A 25,700-nucleotide genomic window follows, 5' to 3' on the forward strand; every position below is an offset into this window, starting at 1 on the left:
GCCGGAAGGGAACGACCAACAGCGGTATGGATACCACCAGCCGCTCTACCGCTATGTGAATGCTTATGAGAACCTCCATTGTTGCCCGCAACGTCATTCCCGTGCTTGTTCTGCTGCTCGTGTTGCTGGTCATCGAGCCACTCGGCGCCGCCAGTCCGAAAGCCGTCCAGCAAAGCGGCGGCGCGCAGCGCTTTGTCACCATCGATTTCAACGATGTCGACATCAATCTGTTCATTAAATATATCAGCGAGCTGACGCAGAAAAACTTCATCGTTGACCGGGAAGTGAAGGGCAAGGTGACCATCATCTCTCCCACCCGGATTTCCGAGGAGGATGCCTACCGGGTGTTCGAATCGGTGCTCGAGGTCCATGGCTTTGCCGCGGTGCCGAGCGGCTCGGTGATCAAGATCGTGCCTTCGGTGCAGGCGCGTTCAAAGAATATCGCCACGGTGCGCGAGGGCGAGTTGTCCGCGGGCGAGGACAAGGTGGTCACCCAGATCATTTCCCTCAAATACGTCAACGCCGAGGAAGTGAAGAATCTGCTCACGCCCCTGATGTCGAAGACCAGCGTGCTGATCGCCCATGCCCATTCGGGGCTGATCATCCTCACCGATTTCTATTCGAACATCGCCCGCCTGCTGGACATCATCCGGGCTGTCGACGTGCCCTCGGACAGCGAGGAAATGCTCATCATTCCCCTGCGCCACGCCTCGGCGGAAAGCGTGTCCAAGGCGGTCGGCCAGTTGTTTGCCGCTGGTCCGGCGCAGAAAGGGATGCGGCAGGAGCAGGTGCGGATCATTCCCTTTGAACGGAACAACGCCCTGATCGTCTTTGCCTCCAAGACCTCGGCGCAGCGGATCCGCAACCTGGTGGCCCGGCTCGACGAGGACGTGCCCCGCCAGGAGGGCAATCTGCGGGTGATCTACCTCCAGCACGCCAATGCTGAGGAACTGGTCAAGGTGCTGATGAATCTGCCGGACGACAAATCGGGGAGCAGAAGCACCGAGACGGGCGGCGGCAAGGCCAGCAGCGCCCCGTCGGCGCCGGCTATTTCCAAGGAGGTCAAGGTGGTGGCCGACAAGGAAACCAATGCCCTGATCATCACCGGTCCCCGCGAGGAATACGAGGTGGTGGAAGGGGTGATCAAGAAGCTCGATATTCCCCGGCGGATGGTCTATCTGGAAGCCCTGATCATGGAGGTGAAGGTGAGCAAGGATTTCAGCATCGGCGTGCAGTGGGCCAATGCCGACGGTTCCGTGGTCGGCGGGTTCAGCGGCAATGCCTCGTCGCCCTACAACATGCTGAAGCAGATGACCACCAGTCCCGGTTCCCTGCCGGCGGGGTTCACCCTGGGCGTCCTCGAGGAAGGCATCAAGATCGGCGATGTGGTCTTTCCCAATCTCGGGGCGGTGGTCAACGCCTACAAGAGCGATGACGATGTCAATGTGATCGCCACCCCTCAGATTCTGACCACCGACAACAAGAAGGCCTCGATCAAGGTTGGCGAGAATGTTCCCTACATCACCAGTAAAAACACCACCGATGCCGAGCAGGATTATACCAACTACGAATACAAGGATGTGGCCACCAGTCTGACCATCACCCCCCAGGTCAATCAGGCGGAGGTGGTGCGGCTGGAAATCGGGGTCGAGGTGATCAAGCTCAAGAACACGGAGGCCACCGACACCCCCTCCACCTTCACGCGAACAGCGGAGACCACGGTGGTGGTCCACAATGAACAGACGGTGGTTATCGGCGGCATGATCGGTCAGGACACCACCAGCGGCGAATACAAGGTGCCCGTGCTCGGCGACATCCCGGTGTTGGGCTGGATGTTCAAATCGCGCAGCAACAGCCAGGAGAAAACCAATCTCTACATTTTCATCACCCCCCATATCGTCGAAAATCCCGCCGAGATTGCCGATCTCTATCAGAAGAAGCGGGCGACGATGGAAGCGGTGCACAAACAGCCCGGCGATATCGCCGACCAATTTTTCCATCCCACCTCCGACCCGGCGCAGAGCGTGGCCCTGTCGGACATCGGATTCGCCAAACTGCAACAGAATGAACTGCTGCGGGCACGGGAGTATTTCACCCAGGCCTTGAAGGTCGATGCGAACAACGGCGCGGCCCTGTTCAATCTGGCGGTGGTATGCGAGCGGGAGGGGAAAATGGCCGAGGCCGAGTCCCTCTACCGCAAGGTGCTGGCCCTGCCGCCTCCTCCCGGAGAACAGGCCCAATCCGCGGGGGAAGACCCGTTGAAGGCGGCGGCCAAGACGGCGCTCAAACGTCTACAATCTGGGGGCAAGGGAATCTGAGGTTCAAGAGGGGAGCGTGACGATGCGCACACACGATTCGGGCAGGAGAGGTGCCGACCATGCGTCTCCTCGGTGAAATCCTTCAGGAAACCTTCGGGGTGACGGCGGAAAGCATCGAGGCGGCCTTGGCGGTGCAGCGGGAAAAGGGGGGCCGCATCGGTGAGCTCCTCATCGGCCTGCGCAAGATCACCGAGGACGACCTGCTCAGCGCCCGCAGCCTGCAATGCGGCCTGGAGGTGGTCTACACCCTGCCCGCTGACCCCGACCCCTTTTTCGTTCAACGGGTACCCATCGGTTTTTTGAAAAAATTCAAGATGATCCCGGTAGCCACCCCTGAGGCATCGTACATCGCCCTGGCCGAACCGTTTTATTTCCAACAGGTCGACGACCTGCAGCGGCTGCTGCAATGGGAGGGCATGCGGACCGTGCTGGCGCCGATGAACGAAATCTTCGTCGCCATCAACGCCGCCTACGACACCGCCCGTCAAGACGTGGCTGACCGGGTGATGCAGGACATGGACGAGAGCGACCCGGAGTCCATTCTTTCCGAGATCGAGGAAACCGCCGACCTGCTCGACGACACCAGCGACGCCCCGGTGATCAAGCTGGTCAACCTGGTCCTTTCCCAGGCGGTGCGCGATAACGCCAGCGATATCCATATCGAATCGTACAAGGACCGGGTCAAGATCCGCAAACGGGTCGACGGTATCCTCTATGACATGTACTCGCCGCCTCGTCATGTGCAGAGCAAGCTGATTTCCCGCATCAAGATCATGGCCAAGATGGATATCGCCGAAAAACGGCTGCCGCAGGACGGGCGGATCGAGATCCGCATCGCCGACCGGAATATCGATATCCGGGTTTCAACCTTGCCGACTTCTTTTGGTGAACGGGTGGTGATGCGACTGCTCGACAAATCGAGCTCGCTGGTGCCGCTGGAGGAGCTGGGTCTGTCAAAAGAGGATCTCAACCATTTTCTGCGGCTGATCAAGGCCCCGCACGGCATCATCCTGGTGACCGGCCCCACCGGCAGCGGCAAGACCACCACCCTCTACTCCGCCCTGGGCATCCTCAACAGCCCGGACATCAACATCATCACCGTCGAGGATCCGATCGAGTACCAGATGAACGGCATCAGCCAGATGCAGGTCAACACCAAGATCGGACTGACCTTTGCCAGCGGCTTGCGCACCATTGTCCGCCAGGACCCGGATGTGATCCTGGTGGGCGAGATCCGCGATATCGAGACCGCCGAGATCGCCATTCAATCAGCCCTCACCGGCCACTTGGTGTTTTCCACCCTGCACACCAACGACGCGGCCAGCGCCATCACCCGGCTGATCGACATGGGGGTGGAGCCGTTCCTGGTCTCCTCGGCGGTCAATGCCATCATGGCTCAGCGGCTGGTGCGTAAGATCTGCCCCTACTGCCGGGAAGAATATGTCCCGTCCAACGCCTACTTGGAGCGGGTCGGGCTGTCGCCGATCAAGTTCGCGGGGAAAAAGCTCTATCGGGGAGCCGGTTGCGCCCAATGCCTGCAAACCGGCTACAAGGGAAGGATCGGAATTTTTGAGCTGATGAGCCTGACCCCGGCGATGAAAAGCCTGATCCTCACCACCTCGGACGCAGGGCAGATCAAAAAGCAGGCGCTCAGCTCCTTGGCGACCGGCATGATGACCCTGCGGCAGGATGGCCTGCGCAAGGTGCTGGCCGGGCTGACCACCTTGGAGGAGGTCTTCCGCGTCACCTGATCAGCTGGTTCATTTCGAAGATGGGCAGGAGGATCGACACCACGATAAAGCTGACCGCCACGCCCATGGAGAGGATCATCACCGGCTCGATCATCGAGGTCAGGGCCAGAATCTTGGCCTCCACCTCCTTCTCGTAGCTGTCCGCCGCCTTGGCCAGCATGGTGTCCAGGGTGCCGCTCTGTTCCCCCACGGCCATCATCTGCACCAGCATGGGCGGAAACCATTTACCCCCCTTGAAAAACTGGGACAGGCTCGCCCCTTTCTCCAGTTCGTCGCAGGCTTCGTTGATCTGTTCGGCCAGGACGACGTTGTCGACGATGTTTCTGACGATCTGCAGGGCCGTGATCAAAGGAACGCCGGACAGGAGCAGGCTGGCGAGGGTGCGGCTGAAACGGGCCGAGGCGGTTTTGATGCTCAGGTCGCGCACGCCCGGCAGGGTCAGCTTGAGGGTGTCCCAGCGCCGCCTGCCATCGGGGGTGGCGATGTACCAGCGCACAGCGGCGATGATGCCGCCGACCGCGAACAGCAGCGCCCACCAGAACTGCTTGAGCACCGTGCTCAGGCCGATGAGCACAAGGGTCGGCAGGGGCAGGGCTTGCTGGGTGCCTTCAAAAACCGAGGTGATGCTCGGCACGATGAAGGTGATGAGCAGAAACAGCACCACCACGCCGACCACGGCCATGAAGATCGGGTAGAGCAGGGCGGCCTTGACCCGGCTGCGGATGGCATGCTGGTTCTCGCCGAATTCCGCCAGCCGGTCAAGGACCACGTCGAGCGAGCCGGAGGCCTCGCCGGCACGGACCATGTTGATATAGATTTTGGAGAACAGGCGCGGGTGTTCCGCCAGGGCCGAGGTCAGGGCATTGCCCTCGTTCACCGCATCCTTGATTTGGGCGAGCACGGTTTTCAGCGAACGATTGGTGGTCTGCTCGATCAGGCCGCTGAGCGCAGGCACCAGGGGAATGCCCGCCCCGAGCAGGGTGGCCAATTGCCGGGTGGCGATGTGGATTTCCTGCTGCCTGATGCTTTGCCCCAGCTGCCGCGAGAGCAGCGGGAGTCTGGAGCCCGCTGTTTTCGCGGTGGTTTCCCTGATCTCCACCGGATAGTTGCCCTGATTGCGAATCCGTTGCCGGGCAACGGTCAACGAATCCGCCTCGATGACGCCCTTGAGTTTTTTGCCGCTGGTCGTCAGGGCCGTGAATTCATAGACGGGCATGGCGGTCAGAAGGGGGAAAGGAGGCGGCGCACCGGAGTATCCATTGCGCCGACCGGGTGGTGTGTTTAATATAGGCGATCAAGTGGGCGCCCTCAGGAGGGACGCGAAACATCGTCAAGGGCCATGGCCTATTTCGTGCTGGATTCGGTTGTATTGTCCATGCAGTGCAGGATACAGGAAGCGCAGCTTTCCGGGGTGCGCCCTTCCCGGCAGTAGTTGGCAAAACCGCTGATCAGATCCTTGCCCCCGCGTGGACAGATGTCGAGAAACTTGATGAACTCGACCATCCGGTTGATGATTTGCGGCGGAGCGGTGTGTTCGATCTTGCAGGCGCCTTCCTCGGCCAGGGGTTCGTCGATGGCCAGGACATTGGTGAAAAATTGTTTGAGCGAATTGTGCCGGCGGATAACATCCTCGGCAATCACCCGTCCATCGTCGGTCAGCGTGATCACCTCGTAGGGTGCGTAGTTGATCAATCCTTTTTTGGACAGGGCCCGCAGGGCCTCGGTGACCGACGCGCCACTCACGGACAGCCGGGCGGAAATGTCTTTTCCCCTGGCGACCTGTTTTTCGCTGATGATATGATAAATGGCCTCGATATAGTCCTCAAGGCTGGCGCTGAGTTGTTGCGGTTCCATTGTCCCGTTCCTCCGGACTGTTGAATTTTGCATGTATCTTCAATACGATACATTTTTACCCCTTAGGCGTCAAGGAGAATGTCGTCTGTGTTCTCTCGCCCTTTTTGCCATGAAAGAACCATGTTGCAGGAACTTCGAGTACATAATCTGGCCCTGATCGACGCGCTTCATTTGGATCTCTCGGCACAGAAAACCGGTTTGATCGTGCTCACCGGCGAGACCGGAGCCGGCAAGTCGATCATCCTCCAGGCGATCAATCTGCTGACCGGCGGCCGGGGAACAGCCTCCTGGGTGCGCAGCGACTGTGACCAGGCGGGGATCGAGGCCATCTTTGCCATCCGGCCGGATCATGCCGAGCTCAATACCCTGCTCAGCGAGCAGGCGCTCAAGGAGGGGACCACCTGTATCGTTCGCCGTATCCTCACCCGCGAAGGACGATCCAAGGTCTATGTCAACGATCAGCCGGTCACCACCCGCCTGGCCGGCGAGCTGACCGCCGGATTAATCAACATCGCCAGCCAGCACGACCACCAGCAGCTGCTCAACAGCCGCAATCATCTCGACTACCTCGATGCCTACGGCGAACTGCGAGGGCTGCGGCAGCAGTTTTGGCGGCTGTTTCAACGCTGGCAACAGGCTTCGTCCGAATTGCGGCAGTTGCAGGAAAAGGAGCAGGACAAGGAACAGCAGCGCGATTTTCTCCGTTTTCAGCTTGAGGAGATCCGCAAGTGCAAGCCGCTGGCGGGAGAGGACGAGCAGCTGCGGCGGGAACGGGAGCAGTTGAAGGCCTCGGATGCCCTGTTGCGGCTGATCGGCGACAGCAGCCGGCTGCTGTCCGGGCGGGTCACCGATGCCCTGGTCGAAGGCCGCAAGAATTTGGAGCAGGCTGCAACCCTTGATCCCGCGCTGGCGCCGCTGGCCGAGCGGATGGGGTCCGCCGGTTTCGAACTGGAGGATCTGGCGGCGGCCCTGGAGAAATACCTCGACCAAATCCCCGTGGAACCGGCGCGGCTGGAGCAGATCTCCGGTCGGCTGGCGGAACTCAAGCAACTGCAGCGCAAATACGGGCCCACCCTTGAGGAGGTGATCGCCTTTGCCGAGCGGGCCGAAACGCGGCTTGCCCTGCTGGAGAGCCTTGACGAGGAGATCGTCCAGGCGGAACTGCGGCTGGAGGAGATTTCCACCGAGGCCCTGCTCCGGGCCACCGAGTTGACCCAGGCCCGCCGGGAAGCGGCCAAGAAACTGGAGGCCGGCATGGAACGGGAGCTGGCCTCGCTCAGTTTTCCCCAGGCGGTCTTCCGGGTGGCCATCACCGCGCCGGGCGGGTTGGGTATGGACGGCATCCACAGCACCGGCAGGGACAACGTGGAATTCCTCTTTTCCGCCAACCCCGGCGAGCCGCCCAAGCCGCTGGCCAAGATCGTTTCCGGCGGCGAATTGTCGCGGTTGATGCTGGCGATGAAATGTCTGCTGGCCCGGCGCGACCAGGTGGACACGGTTATTTTCGACGAGGTCGATGCCGGCATCGGCGGCCAGGCCGCCGAGTCGGTGGCGGAAAAGATCGGCGAATTGGCGGGGCACCATCAGGTGTTGTGCATCACCCACCTGCCGCAGATCGCCGCCTGGGCCGATCTCCATTTCAAGGTGGAAAAGCAGGTGGAGAATGGCCGCACCCGCACGGTGATCAACCTGCTCGCCAAGGAGGAACGCATCGGTGAATTGGCGCGGATGCTCGGCGGCGAACATCCCACCGCCCAGACCCTGGCCTTTGCCGGCGAACTGATTGAGCGGCGGAGTGCGAGAAGATCGGCATGAGCAAGCGTCTGGCGTTGGGGCTGTTTTCCGGCGGGTTGGATTCGATCCTCGCCTGCCGGGTGGTGGCCGATCAGGGCATACGGGTGGTGGCCCTGAAATTCGTCACCCCCTTTTTTGATCACGACCTTCTTGGCCAGCAGGAGGCCTATGCCCGTGCCATGCGGGAACAATACGGTCTGGATGTCCAGGTGGTCGATATCAGCGAGGGCTATCTGCGGTTGCTGGAAAATCCGGCCCACGGGTTTGGCAAGCATTTCAACCCCTGCATTGACTGCAAGATTTTGATGCTGCGCCGCGCCCGCGAGCTGATGGGCGTTTACGGCGCCTCCTTTTTGATCACCGGTGAGGTTCTGGGGCAGCGGCCGATGTCGCAGCGGCGCGATACCCTGCGGGTCATTGAGCGCGATTCCGGCTGCGGTGGCCTGTTGTTGCGCCCTTTGTCCGCCAAATTGATGGAGCCTACCCAGGCGGAACTGGAAGGATGGGTGGACAGGGAGCGGCTGTTCGATTTTTCCGGCCGGGGAAGACGCCAGCAGAAACAGCTGGCCGCCCAACTGGGGATCACCGACTACCCGACGCCGGCGGGAGGCTGCATGCTTACCGACCCCAACCTGGCCGCGCGCATCAAGCATTTTTACCACGGACTCTTCTCCTTTGGCGAACAGCGGGCGGTGGACGATGTACGGTTGCTGGTCGTTGGCCGCCAGTTCAAACTCGACGAGAACCTATGGTTCATCGTTGGCCGCGATGAACGCGATAATAACCGCCTTGAAGCTCTGCGCAGCCCGGATGATTGGCTGGTGCGCATGACCACCCGGCCAGGGCCGGTGGGGATTTTGCGCCATGGCCGGCACCAAGTGACCGCTGGCGGCCAGGAGGAACTGATCCGCCGGCTGGCCGGCATCGTGGTCCGGTACGGCAAAAAAATCCCGGATGGACCCGCGGAGGCGGACGTGATGATTGACATGGGGGAAGAAATCGTTCGTGGCCGGTTTGGTCCTTGGGCGAATGATGCCGACCTCCAATCGTGGCGGATCTGAACCATGCGGACCACGGCAGGGCATGTGGACAAGGAGGCGGTGTTTGCTCTCCTACCCCATTGGCTACGGAGGCATCTGGCCGATCTTTCTCGGCAAATGGGCGGCGAGCTCTATCTGGCCGGCGGGGTGGTACGTGATCTGCTGCGTGGCAGCGTGCCCCAGGATATCGACCTCGCCGTGGACAGCGGCGCGCGCATTTGGGCCGGCAAGCTGGCCGTCCTGACCGGTGGAACCTATGTGGCGCTGGGGCGGGACGAGGATGCGGCACGGGTGGTCAGCCGGAAGCGAATCGTCGATTTTGCCTCGTTCCGTCAAGGGGCCCGGACGATTGCCGAGGAGTTGGTCCGCCGCGATCTGACCGTCAACGCCATGGCCATCCGGCTCGATCCGTTGCTGCGCCTTCCGGAGGCCGATGGCCCCTCGGAGGTGCCGCTGCTGGATCCCACCGGCGGTCGCGATGACCTGGAGCAAGGCCTGATTCGTGTGGCCAGCAGGGAGAGTTTCACCAGCGATCCGCTGCGGCTGCTGCGGGTTTTTCGTTTCGCCGCCACCCTCGGTTTTGCCGTCGAAGCCGGCACCCTGGAGTTGATCCGCCGCCAGCGCGCCCTCTTGGCCCTGTCGGCGCCGGAGCGGGTGGCCCATGAGTTGGATCTGATCATGGCCACGGACAACAGCCATGCCGTTTTTGTCCAGATGGCCGACATCGGCCTGTTGTGGGAGATCCTTCCCGAGCTGAAGGCCGGAATCGGCATGGAGCAGCCCAGAAGCCATCACCTTGATGTCTGGCAGCATAATCTGGAAACGCTGCGGTGGATGGAGCAGATTCTGCAAGCCCCGGAACAGTGGCTCGCCGAAGGAGGCGAGCGGCTGATGACCTATCTCCGGTCGCCGCAGCAGTGCCGGCGGCTGCGGTGGGCGGCCTTGCTGCATGACCTGGGCAAGCCGGCAACCCATGCGGTGCGGGCGGACAAGGGGGATCGCATCACCTTTTACAATCATGATCGGGTGGGGGCGGAGCTTTTCCGGGAAGTGGCCCTTCGCTTGCGCTGGAGCGGCGAGGACCGGGAGCGGGTCGCCCATTTGATCGAGGGCCACATGCACCCCTTTCATTTGGCCAACGTGGCTCGTGACGGCAAGCTGACCCTGCGGGCCTCGATCCGGATGGTCCGCAAGGCCGGCACGGATCTGCCCGGTCTTTTTCTCCTCGCCCTGGCCGACAGCCTTGCCGGCCAGGGCGAGGAGCGGATCGAGGGCATGGAAGCGGAATTAGCCGGGCTGTATCGCCGGCTGGAACAGGTTCGAGTCGAGCATGTCGAGCCGGTGCAGACAGCGCCGCCGCTGCTCACGGGCCGGGATCTGATCGAAGGTCTGGGGCTGCGGCCCGGGCCGATGTTCAAACGGATCCTCGGTGCGGTGGAAGAGGCGCGGATGGAGGGTCGGTTGACCGATACGGACGAGGCCCTGCAGTTGGCCAGGGAAATGGCTGCCGGTCCATTGGCCCGGGCGGCACAGGACAGAGGGAAGAGCTGATGCGCAAAGAGCAGGACTATTATTTCAAAAAGGCGAAGAAAGACAACTATCCGGCCCGCTCGGTCTATAAGCTGGAAGAGGCGCAGCTGAAATACAAATTCTTGAAAGGCGGCCAACGGGTGCTGGATCTCGGCTGCCATCCCGGAAGCTGGAGCCTGTACACGGCCGGCATCGTCGGCGAGAAGGGGACGGTGGTGGCCGCTGACCTCCAGCGGACCGAAATCCTGACGCAAAAACCCCATGCCGAAATCCATTGGCTCTGTTATGATGTGTTTTCTGAGGAATTCGTCGATTATCTCAAACAGCACTGGCCGGGCTTCCATGTGGTGCTGAGCGACATGGCGCCGCGAACCACGGGCAGTCAGTATGCCGATCACCAGCAATCACTGCTGCTGGCACGGCGCGTTCTCGAGTTGTCCGTGCTTTTCCTGCATGAAAACGGCACCCTTTATTGCAAGGTCTTCCAAGGTGAAGATTTTCCTGCGTTTCTCCAGGAATGCAAACCGTTGTTTGCCACTGTCAAGGTGATGAAACCCAAAAGTTCACGCCTGGAAAGCCGGGAAGTGTTCGTGCTGGGTCGAGGATTTCGGCGGACACGATAATTAGAGTAGAAAAACACGATGTTATAATTTGATTAAAGGAGTCGGACCGTGTCAGGACATTCGAAATGGAGCACGATCAAACGCAAGAAAGGGGCCAATGACGCCAAGCGGGGCAAGATATTCACCAAACTGATCAAGGAAATCACCATTGCCGCCAAGATGGGCGGAGGCGATCCCGAGGGAAATCCGCGGCTGCGCAGCGCGATCACGGTCGCCAAAAGCGAAAACATGCCCAAGGAAAACATCGATCGGGCGATCAAGAAGGGAACTGGTGATCTTGGCGGCGCGGTCTACGAGGAAATCCTCTACGAGGGATACGGTCCGGGCGGTGTCGCGGTTCTGGTGGAGACCATGACCGACAACAAGAACCGTACAGTTGCCGATATCCGGCATTTTTTCGCCAAGAGCGGCGGCAACCTCGGCGAATCGGGCTGTGTGGCCTGGATGTTTGACAAGAAGGGCACCATCTCGGTTGACAAGGCTGGCGTCAACGAGGAGCAGTTGATGGACGTGGCCCTGGAGGCTGGAGCCGAGGACGTGGTCGAGGAGGAGGACAGCTTCCAGATCATTACCGCGCCCGAGTCCTTCAACGATGTGGTCGACCAGTTGGAAAAGGGCAAGATCAAGTTTGCCGAGGCAACCCTGTCCATGGTTCCCAAGAACACCATCGAGGTGACCGAGGAGAAGGCGGCCCGTTCCTTGCTGCGGTTGCTGGACAATCTTGAGGACCACGACGACGTGCAAAAGGTGCATGCCAACTTCGATATCACCGACGAACTGATGGATCAGCTGTCCTGATCGTCTGCCCCCTGATGGTTGGATGCGCATTCTAGGCATTGATCCCGGCTCGCGGGTAACCGGTTACGGCGTGATCGCCGCCAGGGGACATGAGATCGGTTTTGTTGCCTGCGGCACCATTCGTACCGGCGAGGAAAGCGATTTCTCCCGCCGCCTGCTGACCATCTTTGAGGATCTCTGTGAGGTGATCAGTCTCCATCAACCGTCGGTTGCCGCCGTGGAGGATATGTTTGTCGACCGCAATCCGCGTTCGGCCCTCAAACTCGGCCATGCGCGCGGCGCGGCGGTGGTGGCGGCCCTGCACAACAAGCTGACGGTATTCGATTATCCGGCCCGCAAGGTCAAGCAGGCAGTTGCCGGCTATGGGCAGGCGGAAAAGGGACAGGTGCAGCACATGGTGCGCACCCTGTTGCAGTTGGATGCCACCCCGTCAAAGGATGCAGCCGACGCTCTGGCCGTGGCCATCTGCCATGCGCACCATGCCGCCTTCAACCGGGGAGGGGGGGGATGAGTCCGATGTCGCCCCTTTCCCTTTCCGTATCGTTGTTTTCCCTTGCTTGCCCATGATAGCCTCCTTAAGCGGTCTCGTTCAGTGGAAAGGACCCAACATGGCGATCCTTGATGTCAACGGCGTCGGATACGAGCTGTGTATTTCCGTCCGCACCTATGATGCCCTGCCGGAGGTGGGCGGAACCTGTTTTCTCCTGGTGCAGACCGTGGTCAGGGAAGACGCGATCAGCCTGTACGGGTTCAGCAGGAAAGAAGAAAAGGACCTGTTTCTCCTGCTGATCACCGTTTCCGGCATTGGGCCGAAATTGGCCCAGACCATCCTTTCCGGCATTGGGGTGGAGGCGCTCTGTGGGGCAATCACCGCCAAGGACTTGTCCCAGTTGACCGCCCTGCCCGGCGTGGGCAAGAAGACGGCTCAGCGTCTGTGCGTGGAGTTGGGGGAAAAGGTTGGCGGAATCGGCGCGGGCCTGGCAATCGAGGGCACCCCGCCCCTGGTTGCTCCAGCGGGCGATTCCCAGGTAATGGCCGATGCGGCCTCGGCCCTGATCAATCTCGGCTATCCGCAGGCCATCGCGTGGCAGGCGTTGCGAAACGTCGAGCAGCAGTTGCCGCCGGGAACGGATGCGCCCCGCGTGGAGGAACTGATTCGCCAGGCCCTGCGCTCGCTTGCCGGAAAATAACGGGGAAGCGATGGATCGGTTTGAGGAGAGGGCATGAAGCGTGAGGAGCACCTGACCGGCAAGCGATTAGTCGCCGGCGGCGAACATCCGGAGGATCTGGGCATCGGAACGGAAATTCGGCCGCGGCGATTGGAGGAATACATCGGCCAGGATCAGGTCAAGCAGAGCCTGCGGGTGTTCATCCAGGCTGCCCTGCAGCGGGGCGAACCCCTGGATCATGTTCTCTTCCACGGCTTTCCCGGACTCGGCAAAACCACTCTGGCCTACATCATCGCCAACGAGATGGGGGCGGGCATCAAGGTGACCTCCGGGCCGGTGATCGAGCGACCCGGCGACCTGGCCGCCATCCTCACCAGCCTGCAAGCCGGCGATGTCCTGTTCATCGATGAAATTCATCGTCTCAACCATGTGGTCGAGGAGATCCTCTATCCGGCCATGGAGGATTTTCAGCTTGACCTGGTGATCGGCCAGGGGCCGGGGGCACGGTCAGTGAAAATGGACCTGCCGCGTTTCACCCTGGTCGGCGCCACCACCCGCACCGGCCTGCTCACCCCGCCTCTGCGGGATCGCTTCGGTGTTGTGCTCCGACTGGAGTACTACAGCCCGGAGCAACTGGTGACCATCATTCAGCGCACGGCCCGCCTGTTCAGGATCGAAATCGACGAGGACGGCGCGATGGAACTGGGGCGCCGCTCGCGGGGCACGCCGCGGATCGCCAATCGGTTGCTCCGTCGGGTCCGCGATTTTTCCGAGGTGGGGGGGCACCGGGTCGTGACTCGGGAGGTGGCCGACGCGGCCCTGACCATGCTCAATGTCGATCCGCTCGGCCTGGACGAGATGGATCGACGAATCCTCTTGACCCTGATCGAGAAATTCCAGGGCGGCCCCATTGGTCTGGAAACCCTGTCCACCGCCGTCTGCGAGGAAAAAACCACGCTTGAGGATGTCTACGAGCCGTTTCTCATTCAATCCGGTTTCCTTGTCCGCACCCCCCGGGGGCGAATGGCCACCGCCGCCGCCTACGAGCATTTCCGGCTGCCCCTCGCGCCGCCGGCCACACCGCAGCCAAACCTGTTTGATCTTTCGTTGAAAAAATCCTGACCATTCTCCGGTCGCCGTTCTTTTTTTCCTCCGTTTTCCTCCTTGCTGTCCGGTCCGCGCGGTGCGCAGCGTCGCTCGCCGGCCTGACGGCGTCACCACGGGCAGGTTTTTTCCTCTCGAAAAAGGTCGTCGCTTAAAACGGTTAGTCGGCGGCGAACAAAAAACGACAGGCCCTTCCTTGATTTTTACCATCGAAACCTCTTTAATTTCCTTACACTGCTTTGCCGCCTGCCCAATTGGATGGCAGGGCTTGGTGGTGCGACCGTTTGCTGCTTTGTCCCCCCTGCCGAAGGGGTCCTGTGAACTCTTGTTGAGGCCAAACGCCATGCGACAGCATTTCCTCCGGTACGCATTTTTTGTTGCCCTGTTCCTCGCGCTTGCTTTCGGGCAAGGTTCTGGTGCGGCGGAACAGCCCTCTGGCTCTCGGCCGCCAGCCAACGATGTTCTCCTGCCCATGCCGGGCGGCCGGACCATGGCCTTTAGGCCGGTCTGCATCGGGGAAGGAGGGGGATCCTACGCCTGGAAGCGGTTTCGTGTCGGCGATCCCGCAGGCGGCTACAAGGAATCGCCAACCGGAGTGGCGATCGGCGGAGCCTTCAAGGTCGGTTCATCGGCGTCGGAAGATTGGTGTTACTTCATCGGCAAGCATGAAGTGACCGAGGATCAGGTGTTTGCCGTGCTTCAGACGCCCAAGGAATTTGAAAACAGTCAACTGCCGGTACGGAATCTGTCCTGGTTCGAGGCCTCGGACTTCATCAGGAAATACAATGAGTGGTTGAATGGCAATGCGCAAAAGGACCTGCCGATCCATGGCGGAGTTCCCGGCTTCCTGCGCCTGCCGACCGAATTTGAGTGGGAGTTTGCCGCCCGTGGCGGCAGCGAGGTGGACGCCGCCGGATTCGATCGAAAAATGCCTTACCCTCCCGAGCGGCTGGCTGAATACGAATGGTTCGCCGGGCCCTCCTCGTCCCATAACAAGGTGCAAAAGGTGGGCCTGCTCAAGCCCAATGTCCTGGGGATCCACGACATGCTTGGCAATGTGGCCGAGATGACCGGCACCCTCTACCAGATCGAGTATTATCAAGGACGCAACGGTGGATATGTCGCCAAGGGCGGGCATTTTCTCACCGATGCCAATCAACTGCGTTCCTCGATGCGCACGGAGCAGGAATTTTACGCCCAGGATGCAAAAAACAAGACGGTTGTCCCGGCCAAGAAGGAAACCCTCGGGTTTCGCCCGGTGCTGGCCTCGCTGGTCTTTCCCAACCGGCAAGTCAGCTCACAGATGAGCGAGGATTGGGAGATCTACCGTCAGGGGGCGGCGCAAACGCTGCCGGCGGCGACCTCCACCAGTTCAACCAGCGCCAAGGCGCAGGTTTCGGGGACCGATGCCGGCGCGCATCTGCAACGACTCAAGAAGGCCTTGGCCGATGCGGGCACCATGAGCGCTTCAGTCCAACAAGAGCTCGACCTGCTGGCCGCTTCCCTGAACGACATCCAGTTCACCATCAAGCAGGCGGAGCAGGACTCGGCCTACTCCTGGGTCAAGATCGGCGGCGAACAGGCCTTTTTCATCTCCAAGGAAGCGAGGAAATTGCCGATTCTGGAAAATCTGCTCCAATCCGCCCAGAGTGCGCAGCGGACCGAAGTCGTCGACAAATACAGGGAGCGCGAGATGGAGATCCGGCAGAATATCGACCAGGCCATGTCCTCCTATACCGAGTCGATTCGCCAGCTTGGCACGGTTTCCGAAACCGCGGTCAACGACGGGTTTGATCGCTATGTCCAGTTTTTGAAAAAGCACAACGCCGAACAGCAGATCAACCTGTTGGCAACGGTGCGTCGGCATGCCGGCGAATATCTCAAGGTCAAGCGGACCGACGATGAAACATGGAAAAAACAGTTGTTTGAATGGGCAAAGGAGAAGCGCTGACCGGTTCGTTCAGGGATTGCGCGTTGAAGCCACACAGACGGCGGAGAAAAAGGAGAGCGTATGAACAGGAAGGTATTGCTTGGCATGGTGCTGTGCACATCACTGGTGATCAACGGATGCGCCAACATCAAGGATGACGGGACCCGGACCAGGGTCGAGGGGACCGGGACCGGAGCGGCCATCGGCGCGGTGGCCGGAGGTGTGCTGGGACAACTCATCGGCGGAGATACCAAGGCCACCCTGCTGGGTGCGGCCATTGGCGCGGCCGTCGGCGGGGTGGGCGGGTATGCCTACGGAGATCATGTCGCTGGGCAAAAGGAGAAGTACGCCAAGGAAGAAGAGTGGCTGGAGGCATGCATCGCCCAAGCCAAGCAAAAGAACCAGGAGCTTGTCGCCTATAATCAGGATTTGTCCCGGCAGATAGCCACCCTGCAGGCAGAGACGGCCTCGCTGAGGAAAAAGGTCAAGGACAAGACCGCCCGAACCGCCAAGCTCAAGGAGAACAAGAAGACCGCCGACAACCTGCTCGCCGCGGCGAACAAGGAGCTGGCCTCGGCCAAGACCGAGCTTGAAGCGCAGAATTCGGTGACAGCGGAAGCTAAAAAAAGCGGCCAGAACGATTATGCGGTGACGTTGGACAGCGAGATCGAAACCCTGAAGGGCAATATCAAGGAATTGGAACATCGAACCGAAGAGCTGGCCTCCATGTCCGCCAGCATGTCGGTGTAATCCGAGGAGGGATGATATGGGAGCAATCCAAACAATGGTGCGCGCGCTGTGCATCGGCGCGCTGTTGACCGGGTGTGCGGGGCAGACGACCGATCCCCGTCAGGGCGGCCTGTTCAGTTACAATCCCGATGCCTATGAACAGCGGCTGCGCGACAGACGGGATCAGCTGACCCAGGTGGAACAGGCCAATCAATCGGAGGAGGCCCGAACCTCGGGACTGCGGGCGGAGCAGTCAGCGCAGCTGGAGGAGAAGGCGGCGCTCGAGCGGCAGCTGAAAAAGCTCTCCTCGTCCATCGCTTCGCTGGAAAAGGATGTCAAGAAAAAACGGGCCGCTACCGCCACCCAGCAAAAGGAGCGGCAACGGATTTTGCATGAACTTCAGACACTCCAATCTTCCGCCAGAACTGCCGACGACATGGAAGATCCCGAAGAAAAACGGCTGGAGTTGGAGCGGTTGAAGGCCAAGCGCGACCAACTGGAAAAAGAGGCGTCCAACCTGATGAAACTGTAGACGGCTCGGCGCGTGCACCTCCTGCACCTGAGAACGCCCCGTCCCCCCGGAGACGGGCAAGACGGCGACGGTTCCTGGAAAAAGAGAACGCGCTTGCCGGTGGATGGTGGACGTGAACACCGCGTGCCCCCGGGGTTCCTCGCGGTTGTTTTCTGTTTTTGGGGATTGGTGATCGGTTGCGGCGCGCGTCCAATCCTGGCGGCACAAGGGGGAATGCCAGAGGAAGTGAGCGTTCTCGCCTCGGCCATGGAAGCAATTCGAACCCACGGCCTGAATGCGCCGCAGTCGACCCGAAAAATGGTTGACGATATTCTGCGGGCCTATGCCCACAGCGTCGACGACTATTCCGATTATCTGACGGCAACGGAATATGCCGCCTACCTGCAATCAACCAGTTCCGATTATTTCGGCGTGCAGATGGACCTGCAGAAACGGCGCGACACCCTGCTGCTTTTTCCCTTCAGGGGCGGTCTCGCCGAGAAGAGCGGCATTGCGGCGGGTGATGAACTGATCGCGGTCGATGGCGTGCCGGTCTACGGCAAATCTGTGTATGTGGTGGGTGCTTTGATTCGCGGCACGGAAGGGGAAACGGTGCAGCTGACCCTGCGAACCGGCCGGGCCCTTGCCCGAACCGTCACCCTCAGGCGCCAGCGGACCAGGTACCAGTCCGTTTCCTGGACGGCGTTGAATCAAGCCAACAGCATCCAGATAACCCGTTTCACCAAGGACACGGAAACCCAGTTGCGCACGCTTCTGGCTCAGATGCCGGACGACGGCACGCCCCTGCTTATCGATGTGCGCGGCAATCAGGGCGGCAGCCTGATCAGCGCCCGCCAGTGCGCCGATCTCTTCGTGGAGCCGGGCACGGTGCTGTTTCGACTTCGCGATCGGGAGGGCACCAGGGCCATCCTTGCCGAACAGCCAAAGCAGACAGCGGCGCGGCTGATCCTGATTCAGGACGGCGGCACGGCGAGCGCGGCCGAGGCCTTTATGGCTGCTCTGCGAAGCGGCGCTGGCGCGCTCACGGTGGGCTCGACCTCCTACGGCAAGGGGCTTGCCCAACGTTTCCTGCCCCTGTCCGACGGTTCGGCCCTGCTGCTCACCTATGCCGAAATGCTCACGGCGGACAACCGGGCTTTCCATGAACGCGGTCTGGTGCCGGACATCGACCTGCCCCGAGAGCTGGCCGTCCGCGATTTCACCCAGGAAAGGGCTGTATCCGCTTTGCTCGATTTCATCACGACCAACCAGGACTAAGGAGGAGAACCGCATGAGGTTGCACACATTGGCCATGGCGCTTGGGCTGTTCCTGCTGGGAACATTGACGAATCCGCACGCTGTTTTTTCCGAAACCGGCAGCGCCGACGGCAAGCGCACCCCCTTGAAGATCGAAGGCAAGGAATCCCTTCCCCTGCGCGTACTGTCGCGGGCCTTTTCTCGGGTCTACAAGGCGCCCGATGGCAACAGCGGCACGGTCGAGGAGAATGTTCCGGCATTTCAGTCCTATTTCGTCTACGCCAAACAGGGCAATGACCACGATGCCCGTGTCTGGTACGAAGTCGGCCCCGACAACCGGGGCACGGTGACCGGCTGGATGTCCTCGGATGATGTTTTTGAGTGGAAACAGACCATGTGTCTCTCCTATACCCATCCTGAAGGCCGCTACCCGGTCCTCATGTTCGATAAAAAGGAAGAACTGGAGAAGCTGAGCGCCCTGTCCAAGGAGAAGCGCACCGAGGCGGTGGAAAAATATTATATCGACATTGCCATGGGCGATTTGGCCCCGGATTTTCCCGTGGTCACCATTGAGCCGAAAAAGGCCGTCGACATCACCAAGGAGTTCTACCTGCTGCCGATTCTTGAATTCGGCGAGCTTCAGCTGGAAAACCGCGAGGCGCGCATTCTCAAGCTGGCGGCCGTGACCGGAGAAGGCGCCGCAGCCCGGGAAAGCTCGGATATCCGGACGAACAAGGATTATCTCCAGGAAGCGGTTCAGGACAGTACGACCATCAGCCCCGCAACCCTGGACAAGTTGGCCATTGACATCGTCTGGGTCATGGACACCACCAATTCGATGATGCCCTACATCACCCAGACCCTGAAGGTGGTCGAGGAGGCTTCCAAACACATCTCCGCCAATAGCCAGCTTGCCCAGGCGGTCAAGTTCGGTGTCTGGGGCTATCGCGATTCCACCTCCATCCCCGACATCGGCTACAACGTCAAGAATTACACGCCGCAGCTGCAAAGCATCGATCAGTTCGTCAGCACGCTGAAGACCGTGGATGTCAGCACGGCGGGATCGCAAGGATATGCCGAGGATGTGTTTTCCGGAGTGAACGGCGCGGTGGACGAGACCGCCTGGACGCCGAACGCCATCCGGTTCGTCATCCTGGTTGGCGACGCCCCGGCCCATGAAGCGGGCCACAAATGGAATGCCTCCGGACAAAATCAAGCAACCCTGCGCTCCCTGGCCAACGATCGCAACATTACCCTCTACGCCATCCACATCAAAGATCCCCAGGCGGAACAATATCACGCGACCGCCGCCGAGCAGTTCCAGGTGTTGAGCACCAATAGGGGCGCGGAGGGCGGACCGGCCTACTACAGTACGTCATCAGCGGATTTGCTCGGTTTTGAGCACGTGACCAAGAGCGTGACCGATTCGATCATCGGGTTTCTTGAAAAGGTCGACCAGGAGAAGAACAAGGCCCTGACCGCTGCCGTCGACAAGGGGGGGGCAAAAGCCGCGGCCAGCACCAAAGGATCGGATTTTGACGTCACCCTGTCTGAAGGCGAGACGGGCAAGCACGGGGGGGACGCCCCGCCTTCGGCCAAGACCGCAACGGCCTCGGCGCCGGAAAAGAGCGTCAACTTGGATCTGTTCGAGGAAGGGCAGGCTGCCCCCTCATCCAAGGAGCCGGCCGCGCAACCCACCCCCCAGTCGCTGGCCAACGCGGCCCTGAAGGCGGCCTTTGTCCAGTGGATCGGATCCCAGGCAGGGGCACAGGCCCCACGCGATGTTGTCGCCTGGGTCACCGACAAGGACCTGCTCACCACCGATATCCAATCCCTGGAAGTGCGGCTCTTGATCAACAAACGGCAGCTCGATAGCCTGCGGGAAACCCTGAAAACGATCCTGGCCGCCGGGCGCAAGGGCCAGATCAGCGGCGAGGATTTCTTTTCCTCCCTGCAGGCCGCAGCCGCCACTACGGCCCGCGACCCGGAGATGATCAAGCGGGCCTCATCCCTGTCGCAGAGCGGTCTGATCCCGGAATTCCTCTCCGGCCTGCCCTACAAGAGCCGCATCATGGACATGAACAACGAGCTCTGGAGCAGCTGGTCGGTGGACGAGCAGGATATGTTCCTCGCCGATCTGGAAGCGCGGATCATGGCCTATGAAACCATCCATGACGGACCGGAAGGCTGGGTACGGCTCAACAAGAGCGATGATCCCAGCGAGTACGTCTATCCGATCAGCCTGGAACTGCTGCCCTGACCCAATGGGGGACATCGTCTACACGCTCCGCGAAGTGGAAAAGGTCCGCAGCAAGGGCGGCGTGACCTTCACCCTGCGCATTCCGCACCTGGAGATTCGCCGGGGTGAGTTCTGTTCGGTGGTTGGCGCCTCGGGATGCGGCAAATCGACCCTGTTGGACATGCTGGCCCTGGTGCTCGAACCGACCAGGGCCGGCCATTTCAGCCTGCGGATGGTGCGCGGCGGCAAGGTCGAGGAATGTGCCGTTCTCGGCTTGGCCGAGAATCGGGCCGCGCGCATCCGGCGGTCGACAATCGGTTACGTCCTTCAGAGCGGCGGCCTGCTCTCTTTTCTCAGCGTGCGCGAAAACATCCTGCTCACCGCCCAGATCAGCGGCATCAAGGTCACCCAGGCAGAGTTCATTGCCCTCATTGACGTCCTGGGTCTTGGAGATCAGCTTGACAAGAAGCCGCAGTATCTTTCCGGTGGGCAACGTCAGCGGGTGGCTGTGGCCAGGGCACTGATCCACCGGCCGATGATCATTCTCGCCGATGAGCCGACAGCCGCGGTCGATTATCCGACCGCGCTCGATATCCGCGATGAATTGCACGGCTTGGCGCGGCAAATGGGAACAGCGGTCATCATGGTAACCCATGATCGCAGCCTGGTCGCGGACATCGCCGACAGCCGGGTGCGTTTTGCGGTGACGCGTATCGGTCGTACCGAAACCCTGTCCACCGCGCTGATCGGCGCAGAAACGGCCGAGGCGGAAAACCTTGTGGGGGGGGCCGCGTGATTCTGCGGCTGGCCTTCAGGGACATCGTCCACGATCGGCTGCTGAGCGCCTGCCTGGTGTTGGCCATCGCGTCGATCATCGCGCCATTGCTGATCCTCTTCGGGTTGCAGTTCGGAACCATCGAGACGCTGCGCAATCGACTGGTTGAAGATCCAAAGAATCGGGAGATCAGGCCGCTGACCACTCAATCCTTCAGCCGGGAATGGTTTGCCCACCTGCGTGCGACCAGCCCCGAGGTCGCCTTTGTGGTGCCGATGACCCGGCAGATCGCTGCGTCGATCATCGCGACGAGCGCCAATGGCGAACGCCGGGAACCGTTGTCGCTGCTGGCCACCGCGCCCGGCGATCCGCTGCTGGTGGAGAACGGGGTGGCCGTGCCGGAGACCGGATCCTGCGTGCTCACCGAATCGGCGGCCCGCGCCCTCGAGGTGTCGGTCGGCGGACAACTGATCTTCAGTACCCAGCGAATCGTTCAGGGCCGATACGAACAGGGAGGTTTCGCGATCCGGGTGGCGGGCATTCTCGAGGAACGGGCCACCGGTCTGCGAGTGGCCTATGTTCCCCTGGAGGTTATCGAGGCGGTTGAGGATTACAAGGATGGTAGAGCCGTGCCCGCCTACGGGTGGCAGGGAGAGCTGCCGACCGCCTATCCGGTGTTTGACGGCGCGATGGTGCTGACTCCCGAACCCTTGAGCAAGCTGGAAGAAGTACTGCTGATCAACAACACCGGTTTTGCCCAGGTAAAGGCTCTCGGCACGGAAGAGGCGGCACGTGTCCTTGGGCACGCTTCCCGGCCGCACTGGTCCCTCTATACCCTTACGGTCAAACAGCGGTCGGCGACAGAGGCCAATCTCCAGGCGGTGAGCAACAAGCTGCGGGGCAAGGGGGCGATCGTTGTTCCGTGGATTGAGCCGCTTGAGGTCGTTCTTCACGGGACGGAATCGACCTCGCCGGTCTCGGTCCGACTTCAAGTGCGTGGCGATGAAAACTGGGCCGTGACCGGCGTGCCGGCAAAAGGGACGGAAGCCTCGGCACGGGGCGGCGAGCCACGCACCCTGATTGTTTCCCAGGACATTCCCCTTGCCGATGGACCCGCGACCTTGGTGGTGCGGACGCTGGATCGGGAACTGCGGCTGCCGGTGCTCCTCCGCAAGGGTGGAGGAGCACCGGCGGTGGCGGAAGCATCGGCAGTCTTTGCCGGGCAGCTCAACTTACTGCGCTGGAGAAATGTCCATTACGATGCGCAGGCGGATGCCCTGTTGCTTTCCCGACAGGGCTATGCGGGATTCCGCCTCTACGCGACGACCATCGATGCGGTGGCAACGGTTCAGCGGCGGCTGGAAAACGAAGGTATCGCCGTGCATACCGAACGGGAGCGGATAGGGGAGGTCCGCCGGCTCGACCAGTACACCACCCTGATTTTTTGGTTGATCGCTTCGGTGGGCGTTGTCGGCGGCATCTCCGCCCTGACCGCCAGCCTGTACGCGTCTGTGGAGCGGAAAAAGAAGGAGCTCAATGTGTTGCGGCTGCTTGGTCTGCTGAAACGGGAACTGCTCCTGTTTCCGATAGCGCAAGGGCTGATGCTGTCGAGCGGTGCCCTGCTCCTGGCCGCGGCGCTGTTTGCCGTGGTTGCCAGGCTGATCAATCATCTGTTTCGGGAACACCTGCAGGCAGCGGAATCACTGTGCGCTTTGTCTCCCGTGCATTTTCTTCTGCTGACCGCGGGTGTTTGGGGCCTGAGCGTCCTGGCCGCGACCGTTGCCGCCCTGCGGGCAACTCGTCTCGATCCGGCCGAGGCCCTGCGGGATGAATAAGGAGACCCCTTGAGAGATAACCAAAACGGAGGAAGGCGCGTGAAAAATCGACGAATGCAACAGCCTATCAGTGGAGCCAACAGGAAGCGCGACACAATTCTGTTAGGTTTGATTCTGGTGCTCCTGGCGGGCTGTCTGACCTTTGGGGTGATCCCTGAAGCGGTTGGAGCCGATCCAGCGGTTGTGTCCGAACATTCCCACGATGCGGCGGCGGTAGCCAGACAGCTCCAGCTTGAAGGGGCACGGTTGCAGCTGCAGGGGCAACTGACCGAGGCCATTGGTAAATACCGTGAGAGTCTTGCCCTGCACCCCAACCCCCGGCTGGAGAGTCTGGTGGAGCAATTGGTGATCCAGGCCGAGAAGACGGCTAAGGCCGCCACGGTTCCACCGGCGTCGCCTCAACAGGCCCCGGCTTCGGCCGCGCAGGCCAACGTCCCCGCATCGGCGGGGCCGATTCCCGCCCAGGCGGCCCCGGCCGATGTTCTTCCTGAACAGGGGGCGGCGCAAGCGACGGTTGGTCAAGCGGTACCGGGACAAGGCGAGGGGGACGCCCCAGCCAGCGTAAAAACGGAGGAGGGCCCTGCCGTGGGACCAAGGGCAACAGTCGAGCGGGTCGCCGGCACGCCGGAGGAAGCGCTGATCTACGCCTTCACCGACTGGTTGCTCGGTCTCTTTCCCGCCGCCGGTCAGCAACAGGATTTCAGTCTGCGGACAAACCGCGACTATCGTGTCGTCCAGGTTGCGGGGCAGCATGAGGTCCGTCTGGATCCGTGCACCCTGTTGCTGGGGGACCAGGAAGCCGTGGAGCTCGGGCCGGTCGTCCTGCGGTTTCAGCCCAAAGGAGGCGAAACCTTGACGGTGACCATGCGCCTGCCCGATAAGGCGCCTCTGGTTGAATCCGGAAAAACCGTTGCCGAGCTGTCCATTGGCCGCCAGGAAATAGCCGGTGTCTGGAATCGTTCCCTGGCCAATTTTGATCGGATCGAGATGCAACTGGGAAACCTGATTCTCGAGGATGTGGCCAAGACCGGGAGGCTGTCGCTTGCCAACCTGATGTTAGCCGGAGGCAGCACTCAGGGAGAAGGGGGCAGTTGGAGCGAAAACCTGCGAGGAGAGATGGGCAAGTTGTCATTCGTGGACAACGGTGCTGAAGTGGCGGTGGACCACCTGGCGTTCCAGGCCGATGCCCAAGGGAACGATCAGGCCCGATTCGCGGAGCTGCGGCAGCGGATCCAGCAGGCCATGGGGCGAACGGAGCAGATGGCGCTGCCCGAAATCAAGGAGTTGTTCGCCAATATCGAGGAATACCTGCGGCTGTTGAACGCCTCCGCCAGTTCCATGGCCATCAAGGATATTCGCGTCACCTCCAAACAAAGCACCTTCAGCCTGGACACGGTCAACCTCGCCGCCACGCTGCACAAGGAAGGCGGTACCGGCAAAATGGTTTACACCTCCAAGAGCGACGGCTCGGCGCTGCAATTTGCCGAAACCCAAACGCCGGAAAAGCCGCAGCCGGTTTCGCTTTCGCTGGGAAGGATCGCACTGACCGGCGAGGGCAGCCTGCATCCGATCCCCCCTGGCCTGGTGTCCAATCTCTTCGTCCCCATCGATGGCGTGGAGCAGGGAAAGGCCGAGCAGGCCAACGCACTCCTCGCCAAGCATGGCCTGACCGTTGCCCGCAAGCTCCTCGGCTTGATCGACGGCTATGGCTGCGAAGTCAACATCAGCGACCTGAGGCTGGTCAACGCCCAACCCTCGCCGGTGACCCTTGGCCAGGCCACCGTGCGCGGCACGTTCAAAGCCGGGACCGGGGAAGGCGGTCTTCTCCAGGCGCTAGGCGAGTTTTCCGAGCTCAAGGGTATCGCGCAGGAGGCCGGCAATGTTCCCGAATCGGCCCGCCTGCGGCTGGAATTGAACAAGATCCCCTCCCTGCTCAATCTGATCAATGACCCGAGCGCACTGGCTGCGGGAAACATGCAGCAGGTCCAGGGGCAGATCATGATGAATGGTATGAACGCCCTGCTGACAAGCGGATTGACCCTGTCGTTGACCGATTCATTCATCGCCTTTCCTTCCGCCCGTTTTACCTTGGGGCTCCTGGCCACGGTGGACCAGAAGGCCAAGTACTTTTCGACCGGAACTCTTACGGCCGCGGTTGAACAGCCTGATGAATTCGTGCGGATAGTCCGCAGTTTGAGCGCTGACCCGGAAACGGAGAAAGTGCTGGCCACCCTGACCGCGCTGGCTGACCGTCGGCAGGAACAAGGAAAGACGGTGGATCGAATTGAGGCGCGGATCGATGGAGAAGGCAAGGTGTTCATCAACACCAAGGATGTGACCGCGATGTTTTTTCCGCCGCCATCTCAGCCTGGGCAAGGGACGACGCCCGCGCCGGCGCAGTGAGCGACCACGGCAGCCTCGCGGCTGTCGAAGGCGGCTGGAA

General features: G+C 61.1%; 20 protein-coding genes. 18 read left to right on the plus strand and 2 right to left on the minus strand.

The features are described from left to right. Nucleotides 1–65: 65 nt before the first annotated feature. Both gspD and gspE read left to right on the plus strand, forming a co-directional pair. Nucleotides 66–2,318: a type II secretion system secretin GspD gene (gene gspD, locus DESPR_RS03255; RefSeq protein WP_052302047.1), complete on the plus strand. Its 2,253-nt coding sequence runs from the start codon at nucleotides 66–68 to the stop codon at nucleotides 2,316–2,318. 59 nt (nucleotides 2,319–2,377) lie between these two features. Then, the gene (gene gspE, locus DESPR_RS03260) at nucleotides 2,378–4,069 is read left to right on the plus strand and encodes a type II secretion system ATPase GspE (protein WP_015723387.1); all 1,692 of its coding nucleotides are present in this window, start codon (nucleotides 2,378–2,380) and stop codon (nucleotides 4,067–4,069) included. Here the strand turns inward: gspE and gspF are convergent. After that, the gene (gene gspF / locus DESPR_RS03265) at nucleotides 4,062–5,285 is read right to left on the minus strand and encodes a type II secretion system inner membrane protein GspF (RefSeq protein WP_015723388.1); all 1,224 of its coding nucleotides are present in this window, start codon (nucleotides 5,283–5,285) and stop codon (nucleotides 4,062–4,064) included. The genes gspE and gspF overlap by 8 nt on opposite strands. A gap of 128 nt (nucleotides 5,286–5,413) precedes the next feature. Then, the gene (locus DESPR_RS03270; protein ID WP_015723389.1) at nucleotides 5,414–5,923 is read right to left on the minus strand and encodes a metal-dependent transcriptional regulator; all 510 of its coding nucleotides are present in this window, start codon (nucleotides 5,921–5,923) and stop codon (nucleotides 5,414–5,416) included. A gap of 120 nt (nucleotides 5,924–6,043) precedes the next feature. Here DESPR_RS03270 and recN point away from each other — a divergent pair, with 120 nt between their 5' ends. The 16 genes from recN to DESPR_RS03355 all read left to right on the plus strand — a co-directional run bounded on the left by recN (nucleotide 6,044) and on the right by DESPR_RS03355 (nucleotide 25,660). Then, nucleotides 6,044–7,738 (plus strand): DNA repair protein RecN, encoded by a 1,695-nt coding sequence (recN, locus tag DESPR_RS03275; RefSeq protein ID WP_043769609.1) that lies wholly within the window; start codon nucleotides 6,044–6,046, stop codon nucleotides 7,736–7,738. Continuing rightward, nucleotides 7,735–8,778: a thiamine biosynthesis protein gene (locus DESPR_RS03280; protein ID WP_015723391.1), complete on the plus strand. Its 1,044-nt coding sequence runs from the start codon at nucleotides 7,735–7,737 to the stop codon at nucleotides 8,776–8,778. Before recN ends, DESPR_RS03280 begins: the two co-directional genes overlap by 4 nt. Before the next feature lie 3 nt (nucleotides 8,779–8,781). After that, nucleotides 8,782–10,308, plus strand: coding sequence for a CCA tRNA nucleotidyltransferase (locus tag DESPR_RS03285; RefSeq protein ID WP_015723392.1), 1,527 nt, complete (start codon nucleotides 8,782–8,784; stop codon nucleotides 10,306–10,308). Further along, nucleotides 10,308–10,910: an SAM-dependent methyltransferase gene (locus DESPR_RS03290; RefSeq protein ID WP_015723393.1), complete on the plus strand. Its 603-nt coding sequence runs from the start codon at nucleotides 10,308–10,310 to the stop codon at nucleotides 10,908–10,910. The genes DESPR_RS03285 and DESPR_RS03290 overlap by 1 nt, the downstream gene beginning before the upstream one ends. 48 nt (nucleotides 10,911–10,958) lie before the next feature. Continuing rightward, nucleotides 10,959–11,708 carry a YebC/PmpR family DNA-binding transcriptional regulator gene (locus DESPR_RS03295; protein WP_015723394.1) on the plus strand — a complete coding sequence of 250 codons (750 nt, stop codon included), beginning with the start codon at nucleotides 10,959–10,961 and terminating at the stop codon, nucleotides 11,706–11,708. Nucleotides 11,709–11,730: 22 nt separating this feature from the next. After that, nucleotides 11,731–12,219 (plus strand): crossover junction endodeoxyribonuclease RuvC, encoded by a 489-nt coding sequence (ruvC, locus tag DESPR_RS03300; protein WP_015723395.1) that lies wholly within the window; start codon nucleotides 11,731–11,733, stop codon nucleotides 12,217–12,219. A 52-nt stretch (nucleotides 12,220–12,271) separates the two neighbouring features. Then, on the plus strand, nucleotides 12,272–12,898 hold the full coding sequence (ruvA, locus tag DESPR_RS03305; RefSeq protein WP_015723396.1) for a Holliday junction branch migration protein RuvA: 627 nt from the start codon (nucleotides 12,272–12,274) through the stop codon (nucleotides 12,896–12,898). 33 nt (nucleotides 12,899–12,931) lie between these two features. Next, nucleotides 12,932–13,999, plus strand: a complete 1,068-nt coding sequence (gene ruvB / locus DESPR_RS03310; RefSeq protein ID WP_015723397.1) for a Holliday junction branch migration DNA helicase RuvB — start codon at nucleotides 12,932–12,934, stop codon at nucleotides 13,997–13,999. Nucleotides 14,000–14,363: 364 nt separating this feature from the next. Continuing rightward, nucleotides 14,364–15,932 carry a formylglycine-generating enzyme family protein gene (locus DESPR_RS03315; RefSeq protein WP_425513483.1) on the plus strand — a complete coding sequence of 523 codons (1,569 nt, stop codon included), beginning with the start codon at nucleotides 14,364–14,366 and terminating at the stop codon, nucleotides 15,930–15,932. Nucleotides 15,933–15,992: 60 nt separating this feature from the next. After that, complete coding sequence (locus DESPR_RS17015; protein ID WP_015723399.1) at nucleotides 15,993–16,661, plus strand: glycine zipper 2TM domain-containing protein; 669 nt, start codon at nucleotides 15,993–15,995, stop codon at nucleotides 16,659–16,661. A 16-nt stretch (nucleotides 16,662–16,677) separates the two neighbouring features. Next, nucleotides 16,678–17,172: a hypothetical protein gene (locus tag DESPR_RS03325; protein ID WP_015723400.1), complete on the plus strand. Its 495-nt coding sequence runs from the start codon at nucleotides 16,678–16,680 to the stop codon at nucleotides 17,170–17,172. A gap of 213 nt (nucleotides 17,173–17,385) precedes the next feature. Then, entirely contained in the window at nucleotides 17,386–18,429 is a 1,044-nt protein-coding gene (locus DESPR_RS03330) for a S41 family peptidase (protein ID WP_015723401.1), read from the plus strand. A 13-nt stretch (nucleotides 18,430–18,442) separates the two neighbouring features. Then, entirely contained in the window at nucleotides 18,443–20,668 is a 2,226-nt protein-coding gene (locus DESPR_RS03335; protein WP_015723402.1) for a vWA domain-containing protein, read from the plus strand. 4 nt (nucleotides 20,669–20,672) lie between these two features. Continuing rightward, a complete protein-coding gene (locus DESPR_RS03340) occupies nucleotides 20,673–21,443 on the plus strand; it encodes an ABC transporter ATP-binding protein (protein WP_015723403.1) in 771 nt (256 codons plus the stop codon). Then, nucleotides 21,440–23,257: an FtsX-like permease family protein gene (locus tag DESPR_RS17020; RefSeq protein WP_015723404.1), complete on the plus strand. Its 1,818-nt coding sequence runs from the start codon at nucleotides 21,440–21,442 to the stop codon at nucleotides 23,255–23,257. The genes DESPR_RS03340 and DESPR_RS17020 overlap by 4 nt, the downstream gene beginning before the upstream one ends. A 39-nt stretch (nucleotides 23,258–23,296) precedes the next feature. Next, the gene (locus tag DESPR_RS03355; RefSeq protein ID WP_169701518.1) at nucleotides 23,297–25,660 is read left to right on the plus strand and encodes a hypothetical protein; all 2,364 of its coding nucleotides are present in this window, start codon (nucleotides 23,297–23,299) and stop codon (nucleotides 25,658–25,660) included. Nucleotides 25,661–25,700 lie beyond the last annotated feature (40 nt).

This window comes from Desulfobulbus propionicus DSM 2032 (assembly GCF_000186885.1).
GTDB classification, from domain to species: domain Bacteria; phylum Desulfobacterota; class Desulfobulbia; order Desulfobulbales; family Desulfobulbaceae; genus Desulfobulbus; species Desulfobulbus propionicus.